Annotated in this window: 25 protein-coding genes; 14 read left to right on the top strand and 11 right to left on the bottom strand. The window is 34.3% G+C overall.

What is annotated here, in order from left to right:
• Window positions 1-52: 52 nt before the first annotated feature.
• The 9 genes from VB796_RS18040 to VB796_RS18000 all read right to left on the bottom strand — a co-directional run bounded on the left by VB796_RS18040 (window position 53) and on the right by VB796_RS18000 (window position 8,782).
• Window positions 53-1,939, bottom strand: coding sequence for a CRTAC1 family protein (locus VB796_RS18040; RefSeq protein ID WP_323347977.1), 1,887 nt, complete (start codon window positions 1,937-1,939; stop codon window positions 53-55).
• A 389-nt stretch (window positions 1,940-2,328) separates the two neighbouring features.
• Window positions 2,329-3,477, bottom strand: a complete 1,149-nt coding sequence (locus VB796_RS18035) for an aminotransferase class V-fold PLP-dependent enzyme (protein WP_323347976.1) — start codon at window positions 3,475-3,477, stop codon at window positions 2,329-2,331.
• Window positions 3,478-3,811: 334 nt separating this feature from the next.
• A complete protein-coding gene (locus VB796_RS18030) occupies window positions 3,812-4,369 on the bottom strand; it encodes a hypothetical protein (protein ID WP_323347975.1) in 558 nt (185 codons plus the stop codon).
• A 10-nt stretch (window positions 4,370-4,379) separates the two neighbouring features.
• Window positions 4,380-4,832, bottom strand: a complete 453-nt coding sequence (locus VB796_RS18025; RefSeq protein WP_323347974.1) for a DinB family protein — start codon at window positions 4,830-4,832, stop codon at window positions 4,380-4,382.
• 350 nt (window positions 4,833-5,182) lie between these two features.
• A complete protein-coding gene (locus tag VB796_RS18020; protein WP_323347973.1) occupies window positions 5,183-5,521 on the bottom strand; it encodes a YciI family protein in 339 nt (112 codons plus the stop codon).
• A gap of 45 nt (window positions 5,522-5,566) precedes the next feature.
• Window positions 5,567-5,905: a YciI family protein gene (locus tag VB796_RS18015; RefSeq protein WP_323347972.1), complete on the bottom strand. Its 339-nt coding sequence runs from the start codon at window positions 5,903-5,905 to the stop codon at window positions 5,567-5,569.
• Window positions 5,906-6,066: 161 nt separating this feature from the next.
• Window positions 6,067-6,405, bottom strand: a complete 339-nt coding sequence (locus VB796_RS18010; protein WP_323347971.1) for a YciI family protein — start codon at window positions 6,403-6,405, stop codon at window positions 6,067-6,069.
• Window positions 6,406-6,462: 57 nt separating this feature from the next.
• The gene (locus VB796_RS18005; protein ID WP_323347970.1) at window positions 6,463-8,145 is read right to left on the bottom strand and encodes an MBL fold metallo-hydrolase; all 1,683 of its coding nucleotides are present in this window, start codon (window positions 8,143-8,145) and stop codon (window positions 6,463-6,465) included.
• Window positions 8,146-8,401: 256 nt separating this feature from the next.
• Window positions 8,402-8,782, bottom strand: a complete 381-nt coding sequence (locus tag VB796_RS18000) for a hypothetical protein (protein ID WP_323347969.1) — start codon at window positions 8,780-8,782, stop codon at window positions 8,402-8,404.
• Between the two features lie 967 nt (window positions 8,783-9,749).
• Between VB796_RS18000 and VB796_RS17995 the strand changes: the two genes are divergently transcribed.
• The 12 genes from VB796_RS17995 (at window position 9,750) to VB796_RS17940 (ending at window position 19,377) form a co-directional block, all read left to right on the top strand.
• On the top strand, window positions 9,750-10,502 hold the full coding sequence (locus VB796_RS17995) for a LytTR family DNA-binding domain-containing protein (RefSeq protein WP_323347968.1): 753 nt from the start codon (window positions 9,750-9,752) through the stop codon (window positions 10,500-10,502).
• 1 nt (window position 10,503) lies between these two features.
• Window positions 10,504-11,625: a sensor histidine kinase gene (locus VB796_RS17990; RefSeq protein WP_323347967.1), complete on the top strand. Its 1,122-nt coding sequence runs from the start codon at window positions 10,504-10,506 to the stop codon at window positions 11,623-11,625.
• A gap of 154 nt (window positions 11,626-11,779) precedes the next feature.
• The gene (locus VB796_RS17985) at window positions 11,780-11,911 is read left to right on the top strand and encodes a hypothetical protein (protein WP_323347966.1); all 132 of its coding nucleotides are present in this window, start codon (window positions 11,780-11,782) and stop codon (window positions 11,909-11,911) included.
• 77 nt (window positions 11,912-11,988) lie between these two features.
• Complete coding sequence (locus tag VB796_RS17980) at window positions 11,989-12,396, top strand: LytR/AlgR family response regulator transcription factor (RefSeq protein WP_323347965.1); 408 nt, start codon at window positions 11,989-11,991, stop codon at window positions 12,394-12,396.
• A 252-nt stretch (window positions 12,397-12,648) separates the two neighbouring features.
• Window positions 12,649-13,200, top strand: coding sequence for a DUF5655 domain-containing protein (locus VB796_RS17975; protein WP_323347964.1), 552 nt, complete (start codon window positions 12,649-12,651; stop codon window positions 13,198-13,200).
• 203 nt (window positions 13,201-13,403) lie between these two features.
• Window positions 13,404-14,129, top strand: coding sequence for a 4'-phosphopantetheinyl transferase family protein (locus VB796_RS17970; RefSeq protein ID WP_323347963.1), 726 nt, complete (start codon window positions 13,404-13,406; stop codon window positions 14,127-14,129).
• Window positions 14,130-14,136: 7 nt separating this feature from the next.
• Window positions 14,137-14,313, top strand: coding sequence for a hypothetical protein (locus tag VB796_RS17965; protein ID WP_323347962.1), 177 nt, complete (start codon window positions 14,137-14,139; stop codon window positions 14,311-14,313).
• 300 nt (window positions 14,314-14,613) lie between these two features.
• On the top strand, window positions 14,614-14,817 hold the full coding sequence (locus VB796_RS17960) for a hypothetical protein (protein WP_323347961.1): 204 nt from the start codon (window positions 14,614-14,616) through the stop codon (window positions 14,815-14,817).
• Between the two features lie 12 nt (window positions 14,818-14,829).
• A complete protein-coding gene (locus VB796_RS17955; RefSeq protein WP_323347960.1) occupies window positions 14,830-15,039 on the top strand; it encodes a hypothetical protein in 210 nt (69 codons plus the stop codon).
• Window positions 15,039-16,178, top strand: a complete 1,140-nt coding sequence (locus VB796_RS17950; protein ID WP_323347959.1) for a radical SAM protein — start codon at window positions 15,039-15,041, stop codon at window positions 16,176-16,178. Before VB796_RS17955 ends, VB796_RS17950 begins: the two co-directional genes overlap by 1 nt.
• A gap of 85 nt (window positions 16,179-16,263) precedes the next feature.
• Window positions 16,264-18,570 (top strand): peptidase domain-containing ABC transporter, encoded by a 2,307-nt coding sequence (locus tag VB796_RS17945; protein ID WP_323347958.1) that lies wholly within the window; start codon window positions 16,264-16,266, stop codon window positions 18,568-18,570.
• Window positions 18,571-18,657: 87 nt separating this feature from the next.
• Window positions 18,658-19,377 (top strand): hypothetical protein, encoded by a 720-nt coding sequence (locus VB796_RS17940; RefSeq protein ID WP_323347957.1) that lies wholly within the window; start codon window positions 18,658-18,660, stop codon window positions 19,375-19,377.
• A gap of 56 nt (window positions 19,378-19,433) precedes the next feature.
• On the opposite strand, the gene VB796_RS17935 is transcribed toward VB796_RS17940, so the two are convergent.
• Window positions 19,434-20,048 (bottom strand): recombinase family protein, encoded by a 615-nt coding sequence (locus tag VB796_RS17935; RefSeq protein ID WP_323347956.1) that lies wholly within the window; start codon window positions 20,046-20,048, stop codon window positions 19,434-19,436.
• A 187-nt stretch (window positions 20,049-20,235) separates the two neighbouring features.
• On the opposite strand from VB796_RS17935, the gene VB796_RS17930 reads away from it, so the two are divergent.
• Window positions 20,236-21,333 (top strand): VIT1/CCC1 transporter family protein, encoded by a 1,098-nt coding sequence (locus tag VB796_RS17930; protein WP_323347955.1) that lies wholly within the window; start codon window positions 20,236-20,238, stop codon window positions 21,331-21,333.
• A gap of 234 nt (window positions 21,334-21,567) precedes the next feature.
• Here VB796_RS17930 and VB796_RS17925 read toward each other — a convergent pair whose 3' ends face one another.
• Complete coding sequence (locus VB796_RS17925) at window positions 21,568-22,563, bottom strand: App1 family protein (RefSeq protein ID WP_323347954.1); 996 nt, start codon at window positions 22,561-22,563, stop codon at window positions 21,568-21,570.
• A gap of 69 nt (window positions 22,564-22,632) precedes the next feature.
• Between VB796_RS17925 and VB796_RS17920 the strand changes: the two genes are divergently transcribed.
• Window positions 22,633-23,511 carry a diacylglycerol/lipid kinase family protein gene (locus VB796_RS17920; RefSeq protein WP_323347953.1) on the top strand — a complete coding sequence of 293 codons (879 nt, stop codon included), beginning with the start codon at window positions 22,633-22,635 and terminating at the stop codon, window positions 23,509-23,511.
• Window positions 23,512-23,709 lie beyond the last annotated feature (198 nt).

Genomic DNA, 23,709 nt, shown 5'->3' with positions numbered 1-23,709 from the left:
TTAATCCTCTGAAAGAACTTCTCGAAACAATATCCTAATGCCTAATTTCTACTTAATACGGTAAGGCAACGGTATGCCAGCCTGAATTAAGTTTGACTTTAGTTAACGCTACTGTTCCGTCAGATTGTCTCCATGAAATTTCAACATTGTCGATTTTATTGGCGGCTGCCTTTCCCAAACCGAAGTGAATTTCACTGCTTCGTTTTCCTGTGTGTCCGTTGCCGCCATCTACAAAGCTGACCAATTTTTTTCCGCCAACTGTGTAAGCCGTCACTTTTGCCCCAAGAGCGTATTTAGCTTTCAATTTTTGCTTAGGGTCAATAAGCACTTTATGATTGTTGGAATCGAGCGATAAGATAAGTTTTAATCCTAAAAAATTATTTTTGGTTTCGCTTTTGTTATGATACATTCTTGAATCTTCCCATTGCGATGATGCTACAAAATCTAACTTGCCATCATGTTCAAAATCTGCGGTGGCAATTCCTCTTGTTACCTGAATATCATCAACATCTATATTGGCAGAAATATCATAATACTTTCCTGATTTATGCTTTACAAAAAAAGGAATGTGAGCATGACCTGAAATATCATCACCTTGATTGATTTTAGGCCAATTTTCTGGATTTGCTAAAAATTCATCGTGTCCTGTGGCTAATTCTTGGAGTTCGGGCCATCTATTGGTTTTTCCTTTTCTAAACCCTGTGCCTTGTATCGCTTCTGGAACTCCATCGTTGTTAAAATCTCCTAAACGAGCCTCCCAACCCCACGAACTTCTCGACAGTCCCAAAGATTCACTTTGATTAACGAAAGGAGCAATTCCTTTGGTAAACGACTCGGTATCGCCTGTGTTAATAAAAGCATAATGGCTTTCATGAAGAGCATAATCATCAGCAATATTACTTACGTATATATCTAAGAGTCCGTCGCCATTAATATCCCCAAAATCTACGCCCATTCCTTTGAAAGAATCTCTACCCAAAACACTTGAACGAATTGAGAAGAAACCTTTTGGACCTTTCAATTCCTGAAAAGAAAGTTTGCCATTGGTTGATTTATTGAGTAAAAGTTTGTCAGGAGCGAAGTCATTGGCAATATAAATTTCTGGAAGCATATCACCGTTTAAGTCTGCTGCTGCCACTGCCAAAGTCCAGTCGTAAGGAAAATCTAAGCCTTGAAGCCAGTCTTTTGATTCTTTAAAAACAGCTTTTCCATTGTTGATTCCTGCCCATAAAAATATGCGATTAGTCGCTCCATTATCGCCTCTCGACATAGAATGTTGCATTACTTGATTTTTATCGGTTGCTCCTTTTTCATATAATTTTGAATCGTCTGGAAAATAATTTCCGATAAAAATATCATCATGTCCGTCGCCATCAAAATCGGCAATGGTGCTGGTAGTGGTAAACCATTTTTCAACCGTTGGGTTCAATTCTGCTTCTGTGAATCCGTTGGCTGTCTGGTAGAAAATAATCGGCGAACGTCCTAAATAGTTCACCAAAATATCCATTTTACCGTCTTCGTTAAAGTCATTTGCCAAAGTTCCTGACGGTGGCATTGATGCTGGATTATACGATAATGTTTTGGGACTTAGTTGGAATGGTTTGTATCTCTCGCCTGTACCAGTTGCAGGGAATACTGAAACGGTATTGTATCGAGGGTCAACGTGAACAATATCATTGGGTAAATTATCCCCGTCAAAATCGGTAACATTTACGGCAGCTCCCACTACTGACACCCAAGCATCAATTTTCTTGTACTGAGGGTGTACTTCGTGTATATCTATCGGTACAATCCCTTCGGGTTTATATAAAATGCTTTTTTCAAATTTAAAATCTTTGGCTAATTCCTCTCGTTCTTGATACGAAATAGAGCTTGGTACCGTAAAACCATAAAGTATGGTTAATAAGGCTACCGCAATCAATTTGGATAAATGTCTCATTGTTTTTCAGTTTAGATTATTGTCACAATTAATGACAGTGACGATTTAAAGTTTAAGATTTCAGATTGCCATAGAATTGACTATCAATGATTTATGAAAATCAAAGTTTTGTCAGGTAGGTTGATTGTATTTTTGAGAGAGAATAGCATCAAGAAAACGTTTGTCGCTAAATCTTCAAAACATCATCAAACTATCAGTAAAAAAAGAGTGGTAGTATGCAAATTTTACACGTTCCTCAGTAGCTATTGGCGGTTAGCGATTGGATTTTGCTCTAATAAAGTAGGGTAGGGGTGATAGTAGCTATTTATTAACCCGACAAAAGGCTAACAGATTTTTATTGGAAACAAATAACTACCCAATTCAGCCCCGACGTATGCCTATTTCTGAAGCTATTTCAAAGAACATTGTTCAACAAAATCTACAATATTATTTTTTGAAATATGCTCCATAGTGAACGCATGAGTATATACGTCACCGTTGGCGTGACGATATTTCGGTAAGTGATATTCTTTTATAACACTCGGATGTGGTGCTTTGAAATATACACAAGGAGAATGTTCGTTAAAAATAGTTGGGATTCCCTTAGCCATCAATTGATTGTTTAAGAATGTGGCTTTTGATATGATTTTCTTTGTCCGCAAAACCATATTATCAAAGCCAATACTTTTCAATTTTGTAAGCACAATAAAGGGAGACAGACCATCTCTTGAACCTGCAATGGTGGTATCAAGCGAGTTATAGTCGTTCACAAAAGAATATTGGATATTTTTGAGGTTACTTTTTCTGACCAAGAAAACGGAACTCGGAAAGGGTACGCCCAAACGTTTATGAAAACTAACCGCAATACTATCGACTTCTGGAATGCTAAAATCAGCTCTAATATCCTCAGCATCAATGAAAGGAGTAATTAATCCACCGAGAGCAGCATCAATATGAATATGGTAGCGTTCTCTCGGAATTTTATGGTCATGAATGATTTTTATGAGTTTATTTACATCATCATACGCTCCTTTGGACACTGTACCAGAGGTAAAACAGAAAATAAATGATTTGTCACGATTTTTGGCTAAATAAGAACTGAACTTATCCAAATCTATTTTACCATATAAATCTGCCTCAATCTCAACCATTTCTTTCACTCTAAGTAAAGAAACAGATTTTTCTATGCTTGCATGAGCCTGATTTGAAGTAACTAAAATACCGTCGTTGTTGAGTTTTAAATTGGCTAAATGTACAGCCTGAATATTGGAGATTGTAGAACCGCTGGTGGTATATCCCCATACTTCTTCGTGGGATATTCGGAGATAGTCAGCCATCAAGAAAATGAGTTCACGTTCATAACCCAAAGTGTGAACTTGCCCGCCAAAACCATCAAAAGGGTCTCCTAAATTATTGAGAGTATGTTTCAATAAACGAGCAAACATAGAACAGTCGCTGGTAGATTGATTGATTTGAAGTCCAAAACATTTTTTTCTCTCTTTACTAAAATAGTTATCCAACTTTTGGATTTCCTGTTTTTCTAAAACATTATTTTTCATTGTTAAATTTCGGGTTATAAGGTCATATTTATCCAGTCAAATATTTATACTTGTTCAAGCAGAAAAGTTGATAGAACAACAGATTGAACAATAATTATTAATTCATTCCTGACAAAGCCATGAAATCGAATTGGGACTTAGATAAAGTTTCAGTTTAGAGGATAATCGTAATAATCTTAGAGGTGGGGCAAAACAGATGATGAAGGTAGGAGTAAAATATAAGAAGTACCGTGTATAAATAGTTTTTTGCTTTTACTATGCTTGATTGTCAAATCATTGATTAGTCCTAATTATCTACACAGAGGGTACTTCTGTCAAAAATTTTAATGTGCTATTATAATTTTGCGAGGTCTTCTTCGCAGACTTTTTTCAATAAAGAAAGTCCTTTTTCGTTGGTCAATCTCATATCTTTTCTAAGGTCTGTCAAATGAGCAATAATATTTGCTGGAAAATCCATCTTCACCTTAAACTCTTGTCTGACATAAGTATTGTTGCCTTTTTCCAAAAAAGAATAGTTAAATTCTGGTTTAGCATCATAAGGTACTGTGATATTACATTTAATATTTACAGCCTTATTTTCCTCCAAACCAACTATTTCCTGATAGCCTTCGCTGGTTTCTTGAACACCAACCCAATGAAACTTAGAGCCAACTTGTCCATCAACTGCGGTGATGTCAAATTTTTGTTGCGGGTCTGTCAATCTAAACGGCGACCAACTCGGGTAGTTCTTGAAGTTTCTAACCTTGTTGTAAACTACACTGGCAGGAGCATCAATTTTCTGCTCAGAAACAATTACGATTTCTTTCTCGTCTGAAGAAATCATATTAAGAATAACAACCGCAATAACGATGATTCCTAAAAAAATACCCAAGAACTTGATTCCTTTTTTCATGATATTGTTGTTAAACGTTGAATTGTCTTAAGTGATGGTCGATATGCTTGTAATTATATTCTCCAACTTGCGTTTTGGTCATTTTACCAAAGAAAGGATGTGAAAAACCTTCGTAGTCGGCTTCACTTTTGCTCTCAAATTGGTTTATCAAATTAATCCATCTCATTCTGTTGTTTGAGATATAGCCATTTTCCTTAATCTTAAATTCTGGATGCGTAGGCTCATTTTGTTTAAATGGCGTTTCATCTTTTACCAGACTTTTAAGGGACATCTGACCAAAAATTCTTCCAATAAATAATCTATCGTAGCTTTTGATACGGAGGTACATTTCTTCCGTTTTGATACAATGTATTATCATTTGGTAAACATTCATTTTACCCCAATTTGAAGAGCTGCTATCTGATAGCTTTTCAATACGTTGAATTAACTCTTCTCTTACTTGTTTATCGAATATTGATTTCATGATATTTGTTGTTTAATAGAATTGTGTAAAAGTCCTAAGTATTAGGTATCAAGAGTAAGTACATTGTTCCGAATAATTTAATTGCAAAACCTATTCTCAATTTATTTATTCTCTGTACTTAAAATCTTAATACCTCGGACTTAATACTTTTCGGAAGTATATACTTAATGTCGCAAGTTAAATTTGAGTCGAAAAAACCTCACCCCCAACCCCTCTCCGATGGAGAGGGGAGCATTCGACCCCATTTTTCTCCCCTCTCCATCGGAGAGGGGTCGGGGGTGAGGTTTTGCGACATTAAGTACATACTTCCGATACTTTTTATAAAATCCCAAATGAGAAAGTAGTTTTTACTACATCGGAATAAGGTCTCTAATCTCAACGTTTCCGCCAATTTCTAAAATTGGAGAACCTTTTGCCAAAGTCAAAGCTTCATCTAAATCTTGTGCATTAATGACCATATCACCAGCAAGCACTTCTGAGCCACTCATGTGAATATTATCTACAAAACTGCCATCACTTTTCAATACTCTTCCTGAATATCCTAATTGATTTGTACCAACAAACTGACCATTTTGGGCTAAACTTCCAATCCATTGTCCCCATTTTTGACCTTCTACTTCCATTTCTTCTGGTGTAGGTTGATAGTTAGGATTGAAATCGTAGCGAAAGATTAATTTAAACTGTTTCATTTTTTTAGATTTTAGTTATTAGTTAAATATTTGATTTTAAAAGAATTACATTGGTACTACGTCTCTAATTTCAACGTTTCCACCAATTTCTAAGATTGGAGAACCTTTTGCCAAAACCAAAGCTTCATCCAAATCTTGTGCATTAATGACCATGTCACCAGCAAGCACTTCTGAGCCACTCATGTGAATATTATTGATAAAACTGCCATCACTTTTCAATACTCTTCCCGAATATCCTAATTGATTCGTACCGACAAACTGACCATTTTGGGCTAAACTTCCAATCCATTGTCCCCATTTTTGACCTTCTACCTCCATTTCTTCAACAGTAGGTTGGTAGCTTGGATTAAAGTTGTAGCGAAAGATTAACTTAAACTGTTTCATTGTTTTAGATTTTTAGTTAAAAAATAAAGTAATTATTATAAATATTTTTGTTGCAAAATTTAAGTAAGGGTTGGGATTTAGGGCTTAGAATGTAGTATCAAAACCCTTATTAATCAGGCTGTTACCTACCAAAACGCTAACACCTAAATCCCAATTCCTATTTACATTGGAATCACGTCTCTAATCTCAACGCTTCCACCAATTTCTAAGATTGGAGAACCTTTTGCTAAACCTAAAGCTTCGTCCAAATCTTGTGCATTAATAACCATATCACCAGCAAGCACTTCTGTGCCACTCATGTGAATATTATCTACAAAACTGCCATCACTTTTCAATACTCTTCCTGAATACCCTAATTGATTTGTTTCTACAAACTGACCATTTTGGGCTAAACCACCAATCCATTGTCCCCATTTTTGACCTTCTACTTCCATTTCTTCTGGTGTAGGTTGATAATTAGGATTGAAATCGTAGCGGAAGATTAATTTAAATTGTTTCATTGTTTTAGATTTTTGAACGCCCTCTTAGCTTTAATACCAATCAGACTATTCGGTTTATTATTTATTTGTATTTGTAATTGTGTATAAATCTTGAACACTACCAAGTCCTCCGTGCTGAGAAATTATCTTACTAACCTTCAAGTTTTTTTCTTTGATATAGTCCAAGAGATATTGAGAATTGTTCTTGATACTAACCTTTGCTTTTTCTGTAAATCCTCTTGGGGTATATCCACCCCAAACTTTCATAAATGTGCCGCTCCAAAGCTGGTCAGCCTGAATAATTATTTCTTCCTCTGGCAAATAAACAATTAACATATCTGACGAGTGAGGCGTAGCCGAAGACTTTGTAGCATTCAATCTGTGGATTTCAATTTTTCCATTTTCCAAGACAGTTACATTCTTCACAGGGTTGATTGTCAACGGCTTAGGGTTTGTAGCAAATTTATCTTTATTAAGGCTATGGTCTGCCGAAGTAACTTTTTTCAAAAACGGTACAGATTCTTCAGCAAGATAAATATTCCCCGTTTCTGTCAATCCTTCTCTGATTCCAGCAAAATGGTCATGATGGCAATGCGTTGAAATAATACCTTTGATGTTATTTTCATTAAAAGCTTTCTTGGCAGCATCAATCAAACTTCTTGTCCAATCTTGGTTCAAGGGTGTATCTACTAAATACAAGCCACCCGAAGTTTTTATCGCTACATTCCATAATCTGTTATCAGGTCTTCCAATGATTTTAACTGTCGGAGAAACATATTGTGGCTCCATTTTGTATGGTTTCATATCTACCGTTCCCAAATCAACTGCTCCATCGTTTACAGGTTCTGGCCATCCAAGATTCCAGGCGTTCCATCTCATGATAAATTGAGAGTTATATACCCCAATTTTAGATTGAACATCATCATAAGGTATTGGATCATTCACAACCTCTGGATTGAAAAAGCTATCACTAAATGAAGGATTTATTTTGATGTTTGAAATCGTTTCTTTTCTCAATAAATTCTTGTTATGATAGTGTTCCAGCGTAGTTGGGTACTGAATGCCGTTTACTTTTGTCCAGTTCTTGAAAACAACTTCGTATTTTACATTTCCTTGTAAAAAATCAACTTCATCCGTGCTTACTTTGGTAGGCAATTTGGTGTCTTTATCAAAAAATACCTCAAAAACAATAGAAGGAAATTTCTCATGACTGAAACTCAAAACTAAATTTTTCGTGTTTACGGTTTCTTTATTTTTGCTAAGAAGCACCTTTAATAATTGAAGTGGATTAGACATCATTTGAACTTTTAAATGAGCCTCAATTTCCGTCGAGAACATCGCCACAGGAGTGACTTCATTAAAGTAATATGATTTCCAAATATATTGGTCTGATTGAGAACCAACTCTGTCCGAAATGAATACATTTGGTCCTGAAGTTTCATAATATGCAGGCTGATTAAATTCACAGTAACTATAATCCATTTTCAACTTTCGGGCAGACAAATTACTATAACATTCATAAATATATTTGTTGCTCACCAAAGGCGTAGGCAAAGAAGGAATATCTTGTTCGTATTCATAACTCATTCCATCTACTTTAAAGGACACTGTTTTGTAATCTTGAATTGCTTGAGCATTGCCTGCTACTGAATTTAAGGCTTCTGATAATTGAATTTCATTGGGTGGGGTACTATTTTCTGCTTCCTTACAAGAAATAGTCAAGAAAATAACCGCAACTAATGCGTAAAGTGATTTTTTCATGGTTTTAGAGATTTTTAATTTTTGATACTAAAATAATTTGATTTTAAAATTTTGTGTTTCCGAAAAGGCAAGCAATTTCCCTGATGATATTGGGATATATCATCTTAAAACCTCTTTCTACGTCTTCAAATACAGATATTATCATCACCCTTTGATATATACGTCATACATCAAAGGGTGTTAATGGGGTAAGTTTTAGTTAGATTTTTATTCTTAATGAACTGATTAAGCCCGTTTCAACATGAAAACTCAATCTCTACTTTCCCTCACTTTTACTTATTTTGAAATTATGAATCAATTCTTCAAAACTACGATATGGTATTGGCTTTTCTAACCAATCAAAATATTGAACATTTTTATCTTGAAATTGCGATGCTCTGTAAGCACTGGTAAAAACAATGTTAATTAGTTTGTCTTCGCCTGTTTTTAACAAATGTTCAATACTTGATTCTTTATTTAATTGAACGTCCAAAAAAACAATATCTACGTCGTAATTGATACTTTTCAAATAATCAAAACCTCCTTTTAAGGTATCAAATGTATCCAATACTACTAAATCATTTGCTCTATTAGCAAAATTTACGAGTATAAGGCTTGCCCGTGGCTCATCGTCTATTATCACACATTTAAGTTCCATCCTGAATCGTTTAAGTGGTTTCGGTATATTAATTAAAAAATTTAATAGGTCAATTTATGATTTCCACGTCACATTATTAAGAAATTTGTCATTCTTTTTTGCTTTATCCTCTATTGGAGGGTGATCGCATTAATTTCTCATTTTGGTCACTGTTTAGCGTGTTTAATTATTTTTCCCTTTTTGTTGAATCAAAGCTACCTAAAACTTAAAAACCATGCTTTCTTCTTAGACTTGTTTCGATATATTTTCGACAGAATACTTGATTTGTTAGATATTATTTTTGACAAGTCCCAAACTGGAAGTCCCCAATCAAACACTTCAGCATAAATTATCCTAAAATTTATCTGAACTATCAATGGTTTGTTGCAGACAAACGATAGACCACAGATAGAACGGATTATACTGATTTTCGCTGATTATTCTTTATTTTATCTGATTGCGTCCCAGTGTAAATCAGTTCAATCTGTGGTCTAAATTTGTCTGCGACAAATAGTGTTTGAAATACTTTAATTTGACGGATATTTCATAGAATAATACTTTTGTTTTACTCATCTCTTTTGTTTTGCGGTCTCTTTTTTTTAGCGGTCTGACTATCGTCTGACCGAGGTAGAATAAGAATACTCGGTCAGACGATAGTCAGACCACTAAAGCAAGCCAAATTAAAGTTTTTCAAGCAATAGTATATCCTTCCGAAATTTATTAAACGGTGTATTCAATAACAGATAATAGTTTCAGATAGAAGCTCAATCCAATATTCATAAGAATTCAACCTATTTTATGCACTCAAATTCAATTTGTTAGTATACGTTAAATATACTGTGGCGATTTATTTGTAAATTTATTGTCATAACCATATTGATGATGTTTTACATAACCGATGGTAAACATTATTAAAAGTACAATTATATATTCCTATCCTCTGTTTGCTTAAATATTAAACTCTATCTCGAATCTAACTCATATACCCATGAAATTAACTTGTATTTTTGTTGAGGATGAAACTCCTGCTATGAATCTGTTGAAGATTTATGCAGACCGAACCCCAACCCTTGAAGTATTAGGTTTTTTTGATAGCTCAATGGAAGCTATTCAATTTTTATCAGAAAACCCCGTTGATGTAATTTTTACGGATGTCAATATGCCTCAACTCACAGGAATAGAGTTAACTCAATCTCTCAGGAATAAACCCTATATCATTTTTATTACGGCAAATGCCGAATATGCTGTCAATGGCTTTGACCTGGATATTGTCGATTTTTTAGTGAAACCTGTTACGTTTGAACGATTTATAAAATCGGTTAATAAAGTATTTGACCGAGAAGATAAAAAGAAGTTGGGAATTGTAAGTCACCATAATGAAAACGAAAATAAAGAAGAATTGGAAGACTACTCCATGACGAGTATTTATGTAAAAGAAAGTGGGAAAGTAATCAGAATTGACTTTGATGAAATTATTGCGATTGAAGGGTTAAAAGATTATGTCAAAATCATTACAGATGAAAGACCTATTGTAACGCACTTGACAATGAAAAAATTGGAGGAGCAAATTTTACCCAAATCTAAGTTTATGCGTGTCCACAAATCCTTTATTGTGGGGCTTCGTCAAATCCGAAAATTCGATGGTTTAGACTGCTATCTTGAACTGCAAAATAAATTACAAATACCCGTAGGGCCGCAATACAAGGAAGCTTTGATGGTAAAACTCAAACCAGTGAATTAGTATGCAAAAAATAATAGAATGGTATCTCAATTTTTACCCAACCAGTGGAGTTCCCCTAAAACGTAAATTAACCATCCATACTACATATTGGGTAATGTGGGGAATATTCAGTGTATTAGCTTTTATTGCACCATCAAGTATGGAGGATAAACTTTTAATTACTTTTTTCACAATACTGCAAAGTTGTACCATTTTCTATGGTATTACTTATTTTGCAATTCCTAATTTAATTTCTCCAAAACGATTTATTCTTGGAGTATTAGTTCTCTTTATTATCTATTGTGTGAATTACTCAGAAAGAATGGTATTTAATGTTTTAGTATTAAAACATAATTTATTTCCAATCAATGGTAATACATATAAATACGCCCAAATTTATGTCAAAAAAGGGATGTTTGGCATATTTACGCCTCAAAATATAATTTTTGAAATCTTTATTACATTAAGTAATGTTGCCCTTCCATTTATGCTAAAACTCAGTAGAGTAATTACAGATTACTCTATGCGAGTGGCAAGGCTAACCAAAGAAAAAACCGATTTAGAAATTGACTTTTTGAGAACTCAATTAAATCCTCACTTTTTGCTAAATTCTCTGAATAATATTTACAGTCAAGTGGTTAGTAAAGATGAAACCGCAGGAGATTCTATCATTGTACTGTCTGACCTGATGAAATATATTCTTTATAATTCGGGAGAACTACTGGTGGATTTAGACCGAGAGATTCATTTTCTCAGAGACTATGTTGATTTAGAAAGATTACGTGGCAATCGGTATTTAAAGATTCAATTTTCGCAAGAAGGTGCCATGAAAGGTTATAACATTGCTCCCTTGATTCTAATTAATTATGTTGAAAATGCTTTTAAACACGGAGGAATACCTTATGGAGATACTTTATTGATAGATATTGACATAAAATTTATTGATGAAACATTATATTTTAGAATTGAAAATGACTTTGTTGAGAAAATTGATAAGGGCAAAAAAAGCAAAGAAGGTGGCGTAGGTATTATCAATACCAAAAAAAGGTTAAAATTATTATACCCCGACAGGCATAGTCTGATAATCAAGAATGATAACCATAAGTTTTGTGTTGAAATAATGATAAAGTTGAAAAAAGAATAACTTTTGTCGAATACAAAATGGGGAAGTCTAAGGAAAATGAAATGTTGTCGAAAAGATTGTTGTTTAGGTCGAGTGATAAAAAAAGAGAGCTTTTCAATTTCTAATTTTGACTCAACAAAAAACAACAATCATAAACCTTTAAACAATGTTAACTATGAAAAATCAATTAATCTCTGCATTATCATTTGAAAAGAAAACAATTACATCCTTTGAAAACTCAAATGATGAAAATAGTAAAAACAATAAATTGGGAAAAAGTTTTCCTGCTTGTACAGAATATGTTTAATTTTTGAAGAGTATCCTAACATCTATAACGTATCCATTTTATTATTTTAATCATCATACACCAAATCAAATCTTCAAATGAAACTAACCTGCCTAATAATAGAAGATGAGCCACTGGCGAGAAGCCTTATAGAGAACTTCGCTAAGCGTACCAACAAGGTAACTGTTTTAGAACATTTTGAGGATTTGGATGAGGCGTTTAATTATCTTGAAAAAATTGAATACGAAGTAGATTTTATTTTTTTAGATGTTCTGGTTAGACAAAAGTCGAGTGTTCTTATGTTAGCCCAAACTGGTAAAGACAAGGAGGTACAAATAGTCTTTGTCAGTGCTTACCCTCCGAACCTATTTAAAAACTATGATATTCAGTACTTCGAATGGTTACAAAAACCCATTCCCTATCAAGATTTCGAGGAAGTTATCCAAAAACTCCATCTTGATAAAACCGCAAAATTTGGCGATGATGTATCGTCAGAAGAAGCATAAGCCCTAAAACCACCATTGAAGCATAGCCCCAATACTATTTCCAGTACCAAACTGGCTGTATTTTGCTATGCTTCAAAATTAGGGTTGATTTATTTAAGTAAATAGTTTGGGCGTAAAACCCGACTAACGTATATATAAATGCGTTTGGCAAACAATATCCTCAAACGCCAATCAATTTTTCTTTAGTTTGGCTTTTATGACAAAATCTGTAACCGTAAAATAATTAAAAAGGATAACTAAAAATTAAATAAAATGGACAAAACAGTATTAACAATGCTCGAAAACCTGAAAGAAAAAACAGGTCATTCTTTGGAAGAATGGAAAGAATTAATTTCAGGTCAAGGTTTTTCTAAACATGGAGAAATTGTAAAATTTCTAAAAGAAAAACACAATGTTACACACGGATACGCTTCTGAAATTGCTCTAAAAGTATTAGGTTCTGATGCTGACTCTGCCTCAGATACAGATATTTTGATTGAAAATCAGTATAAAGGAAAAGAACATTTGAAGCCATTTTACGAAAAATTAATTGCCGAAATTCAAAAATTTGACGGTGATTTTGAAATTGCTCCAAAGAAAACTTACGTAAGTTTGAAAAGAAAAAAACAATTCATCATCTTAAATCCAGCTTCAAAAACAAGGTTTGAAATCGGGTTTAATTTAAAGGGAGTTGAAGCAAACGATAAGTTGAAAGCTGAAAAACCAGATGGTATTTGCTCGCATAAAATCAACCTTTCTGATATCAATGAAGTTGACACAGAAGTGATTGATTGGATTAAAATGGCATTTGATAAAGCTGCATAAAACCTGTCAGACCGTTTTTGCCCCAACTCTTTTTTTCTTCTGTATTTCTATATTGTAGGAACATGAAGAGAAAAAGAGTTTTATTTTGCCCAAAGAAACGAAAAGCCGTTGAGTGCAAAATTCTTTCCTGTTTCTCTGATGCTCATGTATCAAAAACCATTCAGACACACCGTTGCAATTTATTGAGTATAAAATTATCACCAATGGAATTCACGACAAACATAGAAATGAGGCGGGGAGATAAAACTTTTTTATCGTCATTTGCCTTGATAGAAAATTGCTCTAAATTACGGCTTCAGCAGGTAGAATCAGCACTACATACCATTGAATATCAACGATATATATCATTTACTACCGATGTTAGAAAAGTAAGTTTCCTATTGGGAAGATACTGTGCCAAAAAAGCAATTGCCTCCTTGTTTAACATCAAGTCTCTCAATCAAATATATATTGATTCAGGGATTTTTAATCAGCCTATCATTAAATTACCCAATATCCCTAATATGCGAGTGAGCATCTCGCATGACGGCGTTTCGGCAGTAGCACTCGCTTTTCCCGAAGAACACCCAATGGGTATTGACATTGAAAGTATTGATGAAGATAAATGTTCAGAGATTTCTACTTACTTCACCAACCATGAAAAAACATTATATCAAGGAATCAATCATTCAAAAATCCAGATTGATACCATTCTGTGGACTGCAAAAGAAAGTCTATCCAAAGTATTGAAAACAGGTTTGACCACTGGGCTTGAAATTATGGAAGTAGAATCACTTGAAAAAGTAAATCAACGATACTTCAGAGGAACATTTACGCATTTTTCTCAATATCAGACTATCTCTATCATACACGGCGACAAAGTGATAACGCTATTATTACCCAGAAAAAGCATTGTAGAATTAGATAAAAACAGCAACTTATTTAACTAAAAATATCATGTTTAAGAAAAATATAAATTTACAAAATGTCCAGTTGGTGATGAATGCCTTAGAGCATCTAACCGATGAATTTGAGGTTTTGGAGAGTGGAGATGTATTTGGAGGTTATTCTCAATGGGATGAACTAAGAGAATTTGTAAACAAAGAAGACAAGTATTTTCCACCAAAAAGATAATATAAAACGGAACTATTTGTCGCAGACAAGATTAGACCACAGATTTAACAGCTTCGATGGATTTACACTGGGACACACAGTCAGATTATTCTTGATTTTATCAGCCTGTGCGTTGTCCCAGTGAAAATCTGTATTATCCGTAGTCTGATTTTATCTTGCGACAAACTCTTTATAGTTTCGAAACAAAATCAACTTGTCTGAAGGTTGATTTTTTAGGTCGAAGAAATGATTGCTTTTGTCGAAAATCATAAGAAAATCAATTCATAAGGGTAAAATTTGATACAACTAAACAATAAACCTATGAAAAACACTTCGAGTAACCTTTGGAATAATTTATCCTCAAAAGCAACTAATAACAGACTCGTATTGGCTGATATTGAATTCATTACAGATGATTTTGCTCATCAAATCAGAGGGGGTGATAAATATTATACGCCCATGTATGAATTAGAAACAAATTCAAGAACGAGGTTTTTTCTACCATCAATACTTTTAGAACCTTAAAAAAATAAAATGATGTCAAAGAAATTTTTTAGTATTCCTAAGTCAAACAAACGACTCAGAGAAAAAACAATTGAACACCTCGAACACGAAGGATTAATAGATTCAGATGAGGTTTTGGGCGGTAAACAAAACGACAAAGAACGTAATCAAGGCGGGTGGATTAAGGTTGAAAAATCTAATCAAACAAACCTCAATTTTCAAGATTCCAATGATTTCTTATAATGAAAGTTTCGGCAAATATCAGAGGAGTCGTGTTAAAGGTAGCAAGCCGATGTAATCTGAATTGTGAATATTGCTATATGTATAATTTGGGTGATGAAACGTATAAACTTCAACCCAAGTTTATGAGTGATGAAGTAGTTGATAATTTATTACTTCGCATTCAAAATTATATCTCTAAAAACAATATTAAAGACTTTCAATTCATATTTCATGGTGGCGAGCCTCTTTTGATTCAACCAACATTTTATCAAAAATTTATAAAAAAGGCAAACCTACGGTTTATAAACCAAATTTCTCTTGATTATATTATTCAAACAAATGGTGTCTTGTTAAGTCCTAAATGGTGTAAAATTTTGGGCAATTTAGGGATAAAAATAGGAATAAGCATCGACGGGATGACCGAACAAGCGAACCGTTTTAGGGTAAATCATCAAGGAGTAAATTCTTTGGCAGAAACATTAATTGGCATTAAAAACGCCCAACAATCAAGGCATTTAAAATACTTACCGAGTATCCTGACCGTCATTAATTCGGCTTTAGAGCCAAAGGATTTGTATCAACAATATAAAGAAAAAGGTATCAGAAATATTAATGTGCTTTTGCCCGATGGCACGTATGACAATCTACCTTTTGGACACCATTTTGACGATACCGTTTATGGTAATTGGCTCATTGAGCTTTTTGATAATTGGTTTTATGACACCGATAAAAACAAACCCCAAATAAGCGTTTTCAATCAATTGATACATTTAATATTGGGGGGCGACGGCATCTTTGATAGTTGGGGAGGCAGTGGCAATGTGTATTTAATCATCGAAACCAATGGAGATATTGAACCCCAAGACAGCCTGAAGTCGTGCGGGGACGGATTTACCAAAACCCATCTCAATGTACAACAAAATGAGTTTGAAGATATTTTTGAACATCAACTTTTTAAAAAATGTCTTGATAGTCAACAACGATTAAGTAAAAAATGTCAAAGTTGCGAAGTAGTAGATGTTTGCAACGGAGGCTTTATTACTCATAGATTTAGCCATCTTTCAGGCTTTGACAATCCGTCTATTTATTGTAAAGATTTAGAAAAACTGATTCGACACATCAGTGAAAGCATTGAACTTCAGATAGTTACAAAACAATAAATATCCTTTAGCCTGATAAGTTTCACCGTTAATCGAAAGTACGACATCAACGTAATAGAACCCAAAATAAACCCTTGAAAACAAAATGAATAGCAAGTTTAAATTCTTCAGACAACTTGATTTCATGGATTGTGGACCTACCAGTTTAAAAATGGTTGCCGCTTTTCATGGAAAAGACTATTCTATTGATTTTCTCAGAGCCAGTACCTATATCCAGCGTTCAGGCGTTAGTTTGAATGGCATTAGTGAAGCTGCCGAAAAAATAGGATTCAAAACACTAAAAGTAAAACTTACCGTTGAGCAATTAATATCTCAAGCTCCACTACCCGCCATTTTACACTGGAATCAAGACCATTTTGTGGTTATTTACCAAATCAAAAGAAGTTTTTGGGCTTTTTTGCCTTGGGTCAAAGATAAAGATGAAAAATTGGTAATTGCTGACCCTGGACATGACTTGGTGGTGGTTGACAAAACGACCTTTTTGAAATGTTGGGTAAGTGATGGAAACAACAAGGGAATTGCTCTTTTGCTTGAACCTACCCCAGAATTTTATCAAAAACAAGATACTACTCCTCAAGCAAAAACAGGGTTTAGTTTCTTGTTTTCGTACTTAACTCCATACAAAAAATACCTGACGCAAATATTCATCGGAATGATTTTTGGGAGTATTCTGAGCATGATTTTTCCTTTCCTGACCCAAAGTTTGGTAGATTTTGGAATACACCGACACAATATGGGTTTTATCCACCTCATTTTGCTGTCGCAATTGTTATTATTTATTGGGGGCGTTGCCGTAGATATGATTCGAAACTGGATACTTCTGCATATCAGTACCCGTGTGAGTGTTACGATTATTTCTAATTTTTTAGTAAAACTGATGCAATTACCCATTAGTTTTTTTGAAACAAAAAACGTTGGAGACATCACTCAACGCATCCAAGACCATCACCGTATCGAAACTTTTTTGACGGGAACAACGCTCAATACCTTTTTTTCTATCATAAATCTTATCGTTTTTTCGGTAATTCTGGGTATTTATAGCACCACTTTATTAAGCATATTTTTTGTTGGAAGTGCCTTGTCTGTGCTTTGGATTATGATTTTCTTGAAACAAAGAAAAAATTTAGACTACAACCGTTTTCAGCAAATGCGTGAAAATCAGGACAGTATCTTTGAGCTGATAACAGGAATGCAAGAAATAAAACTAAATAACTGCGAAAAAGCCCGTCGCTGGGATTGGGAACGTATTCAGGCAAAGTTATTCAAAATCAATATCAAGGGTTTAGCCTTAGAACAATATCAAGAGGCAGGCGTAACGTTTTTTACCCAACTCAAAAACATCATGATTTCGTATGTCGCTGCCACTCAGGTAATTGACAATAAAATTTCGCTCGGTGTTATGTTGAGTATCTCCTACATCATCGGTCAAATGAATGGCCCACTTAGCCAATTAATGGTATTTGTACGAAGTATTCAAGATGCCAAAATTAGTCTAGAACGGCTCGGGGAAATCCATAATAAGCCTAATGAAGAATTGGAGGAAGAACATTCTTTTGAAAAACTAAATGATATACTTCATACAAATAGCTTATTATCAGACAATTACATTCATAAAAACGACCCAACGCTTTCTCTTTTTAACAATAGAAATACCAAAGGAATTTGCTTACAAAATACATCATTTAGCTATGGAGGTCCAAGCTCACCGATGACTCTCAATCAGCTCAATTTACTTATCCCCGAAGGTAAAGTAACCGCTATTGTGGGTACAAGTGGAAGCGGAAAAACCACTTTATTAAAATTATTACTCAAATTTTATAGCCTAACCGAAGGACATATATTTATCAATGGCTCAGACCTAACGGATATGTCTGCCAAAAAATGGCGAAATGAATGCGGGGTAGTTTTACAAGATGGTTATATTTTCTCTGATACCATTGCCCGAAATATTGCCATTGATGGACAAAAAATTGACGAAGATAGACTCATTGAGGCAATTAGAGTTGCCAATTTACAAGAATATCTTAGACGATTACCTTTGGGACTTGCTACCAAAATTGGAAGTTCGGGCTCTGGATTAAGTGGCGGGCAACGCCAACGAATATTCATTGCTCGTGCGGTTTATAAAAATCCCAAATACATTTTTTTCGACGAAGCCACCAGTGCATTAGATGCTAATAATGAAAGAGTTATCATGGAAAACCTCCATGATTTTTTCCAAAATCGTACAGTTGTTGTCATTGCCCACAGGCTTAGTACGGTCAAAAATGCAGACCAAATTATCGTTTTGGAAAATGGTGAAATCAAAGAAGTTGGTAATCATCAAAACCTTACATCAAAGCGAGGAGTGTATTTTGACTTAGTAAAAAATCAGTTGGAATTAGTAGCGTAGCTTGACATTTGAGTTTTAACATTCCAAAACTCTTTAAAATTTGAGATTATATTTCATGACGATTTAAGACTTACTTCCCTTAAAAAGATGCCAGAGCTAAACCTACATATCCCCGACCGCAGTGATGAGATGCAAGAAATCATTGGGTATGTCCCTCATTGGGTTATTCGCTGGGGAGTATCCGTCATTTTTATTTCTTTAGCAATCATTTTACTAACTTCGTTGATGGTACAATACCCTGATACTCTGGTGGCAAATGCTCTTATCAATGCTCGTGAACAACCCCAAAAAATTACTTGGTATCCCACAGACCCTGACGTTACCTATGAATCAAAAGTAAAAAACGCCCAAAATGTTATTAATGGCGATACTTTGGTCATAGAAACCGACCATAAACTCAACACGCAACTTCCAATTATTTCTAAAGTAAGAGGTAAAACGTATCTATTGAAAGGCATCGAAAACAAACCAAAAGCTTGGATGTTATTAGTAGTCCCGCAAGTCGTGAACTTTGAAGTCCAGCTACAATTGCCCTTATATGGGGCAGGAAAAGTAAAAAAAGGACAACGGGTACTCTTACGCTTAGATGCCTATCCCCACAACGAATTTGGTTTTTTGGAGGGAGAAATCTCTGAAATTGTACCCGTTGTGATTAATAATCATTATCGTGCCAATGTAAAATTGACCAATGGATTAAAAACAAATATGGGGAAATCATTAGCCATTCAGCCCTTACTTCAAGGCTCTGCCGAAATAATGCTTGATGAACAAAAACTTTCAAAACGAATTTTTAGTACCCTTTTTTGAAATAGTAACTGTTTAAAACATTTACGGAATTGTCCTCAACTAAGTAATGGAACAAATTAATTCGACGCCACTTCGGGAACAGTTTTTTTATAAACCTGAAAGGGAACATTATTATCCATTAAAATCTTATAGACAGTTGTAGTAGAGGGAATAGAAAATGCTTTCATAATCTCTCGAATACTCCTTTGCTCTTTATAAGCACTTATCACCATTGGGGCAATTTCTTGGTAACGTGGAGACAAACCTTTGGGTCTTCCCCCCATTCTACCTCTGGCTCGTGCGGCTGCTTGTCCTGCTTTTGTTCTACGAATCAATCTTTTTCGTTCATGTTCCGCCAATAAAGCAAATAATTTAAAGACAAATTCCCCCGTTTCGGTCGTCGTATCAATCAAAGACTGCGAAAGGCTTTTGAACAAAATTCCCTTTTGATTTAGTTCATCAACCAACATAATCAATTCGAGGGTTGTTCTTCCTAAACGGTCAATATCCCAAACGACCAATTCGTCGCCAGCCCTCAAAATCTCTTTCACTTTTTCATACTCAGGTCTTAATTTAGAAACCCCTGAAACCTTTTCGTGAAAAATTTTATCACAACCATATTTTTTGAGAGCATCCATTTGGAGTGCTTCATTTTGTTCTTCTTTGGAAACTCTTACATATCCTATTTTCATACAAATCCTCTATTTTATAATACTTGATATAAATATAATAAAAGATAATTTGATTTTAAAAACAGAAATATTAAACACTGTGCTTAGTCAATACTCACTTCTCAATAATTTATCGTAAATTAAAACAGTAGCTTGATGAACTAAAATCTCAGGTTCTAAATAAAAAGTTTCTTTATCTCAAACAAACATGATAAACTTAAAAAGTATCCAGACAGAAATTGATGCCAGTTTTTTATACAAATTACTCGCAGAAAATGAGGAAGACGAAAACGTGGCGGCAGTATTTCATCAAATGAGCGAAATTGAACAAAGCCACGCTATTGCTTTTGCAAACAAAAATGGATTAGACCTTTCTAATTTGCCTTTACCATCTACACGGGCAAAAACACTTAAATTAATTGGAAAAATTTTCGGGTACGACTATGTTTTGGGGGTTCTTTTGGATACAGAAAAGAGTATTTCAAATGCAGTGGTAGGTGCAAGAAAAAAGAACAAGATGGCGAGTTCCATTTCTGACACCGCTCATGTAACAATTCTTAAAAATATTCTCGACAATAACCAAAAGGTGTCTGGTTCAAACTTAGCCAGATTTGAAAAAAGACATCGGTCTGTGGGTGGAAATGCTTTGAGAGCTGCCGTTTTAGGCGGAAATGATGGTTTAGTTTCTAATTTTAGTTTGGTCATGGGGATTGCAGGAGCAACCAATGGAAAAAGCGAAGTGCTTTTGACGGGACTTGCGGGAATGTTGGCAGGAGCATTATCCATGGCATTGGGAGAGTGGATTTCAGTCAAAAGTTCTCAAGAACTTTTTGAAAATCAGATGGCAATCGAAATGGAAGAATTAGAAACAAATCCAGAAGGTGAAGAAAAAGAATTAGCGCTCATTTACTATTCAAAGGGAATTCCAGAAGAACAAGCCAAAAAAATGGCAAAGGAAATTATGACCAATAAAGACCTTGCTCATGAAATTTTAGTAAAAGAGGAATTAGGAATCAATGCCGAAGATTTAAAAGGTTCAGCAATGGAAGCCGCCATCACTTCATTTATACTTTTTGCGTTCGGGGCAATCATTCCTGTCATTCCATTTTTCTTTTTTGGGGGTTTACAAGCCGTTTTATTGAGTGCTTCATTCAGTGCAGTTGGTCTTTTTGGCATTGGTGCCGCAATTACTTTATTTACTGGAAAAAGTGTTTGGTACTCAGGTTTTAGACAAGTTGTTTTTGGTCTAATTGCCGCCGCCATTACTTTTGGAATTGGGAAAATAATAGGCGTTTCATTAGCCTAAACAAGGTTTCAGAGAAAATACTTATTTTTTAATGGAACAACATAAAACACGATTTTTAAAACCCCACAAACCATTGATAATCAAGATTATGACAAAAATAATTCGTCATTATACTTACTTATTAATGCAAAGGCAAAATGAGCAGATTACAACCCTTTCATGCGTTTTAAACGATTGAAAGGGTTTATTTTATGCTAAAAAAACCTGCATTAGTAAATACATCGTTCCGATTTTTTATTCAAAATTGATTAATCCAATGGATTTTGAATGAGCTATCGCCTCATCAGTATGTTTGAATTGTAAAGCACAGATATCTTTATTGATAAGTTTACTGAATATTTCGTTTGTAGGTTTTTCTTTCTCCAAACTGATATTTCTGATGTAAATGGCTACAATTTTCTGTGGAAATTTATTCGCAATACTCACATAAATTTCGGGGTCTTTTTGTGAATTATCACCTAATAAGATGAATCGTTGTTTGGGAAATACCTCCAAAATTCGCCTTACTCTTATCAATTTTCCCTGATGTTTCGTTTTCCCTGTTTTGAATAATTGATACCATTTTTTAATTTCATTCAATAAAAAAGCTCCTTTGGGAAGGTCATTGTATTTGAAAAATTCATTCAAATCATCATATAAATTCCACTCACTACTCGAAACATAGAAAAACGGATTCAATAAATTGGGAGTTGTGTGGGCGAGCGATAACATTTGATAATATTTTACTACATCTGCAAATGTCTTCCTGCTTCTTGGGTTTTTGGTAAACATCACCCTCAATTTCTTGCCAGTTTCAGCCGAGTGCGACACCAAAACAGTATCATCAATATCCGAAATAAAGCCATATTGAGTAGAATGAGGAATGAAAATTTTGCCTTCTCCCGATGCCACAATGGCTTTATTTTCATCAACTGAATTGACAATAACAGGATGCCAACCAGCACTTACCGAATCATTTGATTTCCACTCAAACTTAAAAAAACCATCTTTTGCGGTTTTAGTTTCTAATAATTGATTATTCCAAGTCAATTGCACAACCTTGTTGGGTATTGGTTTTACGAAGAATAATTTAATCAAATGAATGATGTTCAGGAGAAGATTATCGGTAAATCTGTTTTTTATAGGTGGTTTATGAGCCAATACGTGTCCATAAACAACTAAGTTTTCTTTGTGACCGTAGCCATGATAAACTCGAATGGTAGATTTGGGTTGGTATGATGTTTTATTCATAATTTACTTGAATGAATGGGGTGTTTAATAAGTTTGGGGGAAGTTCCCCAAAAAACATTATCGAAAACTATGACTAAAAAAGATATACAAAGATTGTTTTTTGTGATTAATTCTGTATCTGGAAGCAATACAAATAATTGGGAGGCGATAATTACCGATTATTTTACCCAAACTCCCCATATTGTAGAATTATTTTCCCTTTCCAAAAATACTTCTATTCAACAAATTAAGGACAAAATTCTAACATTCAAACCCAACCAAGTCATTGCGGTGGGTGGTGATGGAACGGTAAAGTTTGTCGCCGAATGTTTAATGGGTTCTAAAATTGTCTTAGGGATTTTGCCTGCGGGTTCAGCCAATGGTTTAGCCCGTGAATTGGGCATTTCTGAAGACCACAAAACTGCTCTAAGTATAATCACAGACGGTAAAAATCAGGAAATTCATACAACCACAGTCAACCAACAACTGTGTATTCATTTAAGTGATATAGGCTTAAATGCGTATTTGATGAAACGGTTTGAGCAAAAAGGTGGTCGTGGAATGTGGGGATATTTTTTAGCATCGCTAAAAGTATTTTTACAAAATTCTCCTATGCAACTCGAAATGCACATTGATAATAAACAAGTTATGAAGTCGGCTTTCATGGTAGTCATTGCCAATGCAACCATGTACGGAACTGGAGCTGTTATTAATCCAATTGGTAAATTAGATGACGATTTATTTGAAGTGGTAATTATCAAAAAACGTTCGTTGTTGGAGGTTTTCAAAATGGTTTTTACCCACGAGAAGTATGATGAGGATAAAACCGAAATTTTCCATACCAATCAATTAACTATTAAATCTCGCAAAAAAGTGCATTTTCAAATTGACGGTGAATATTTAGGTAAAGTTAAAGAGGTCATTGCCGAAATAAATCCCAAATCATTAGTCATTAGAATTCCAAACTAAACTATTCATGTTGATTTTATGTGCTATTCATTTTAAAATTCACAACTCAACACAATTTTATTAAAAAAATAGAGAGCATTTTGAGTTGTGAATTTTGAAATAATTATTTCCGATAATTGAATCTTATCAGAAATAAAACTAAACTTCTTCAAAAATCATTTTCCAAAAATATTTCAGAGAATTGTTCCAATCCGAATG

Source organism: Arcicella sp. LKC2W (genome assembly GCF_034931005.1).
GTDB lineage: Bacteria > Bacteroidota > Bacteroidia > Cytophagales > Spirosomataceae > Arcicella.
Note: the sequence above shows the minus strand (reverse complement) of the source record. Positions and strands in the feature narration are given on the sequence as shown.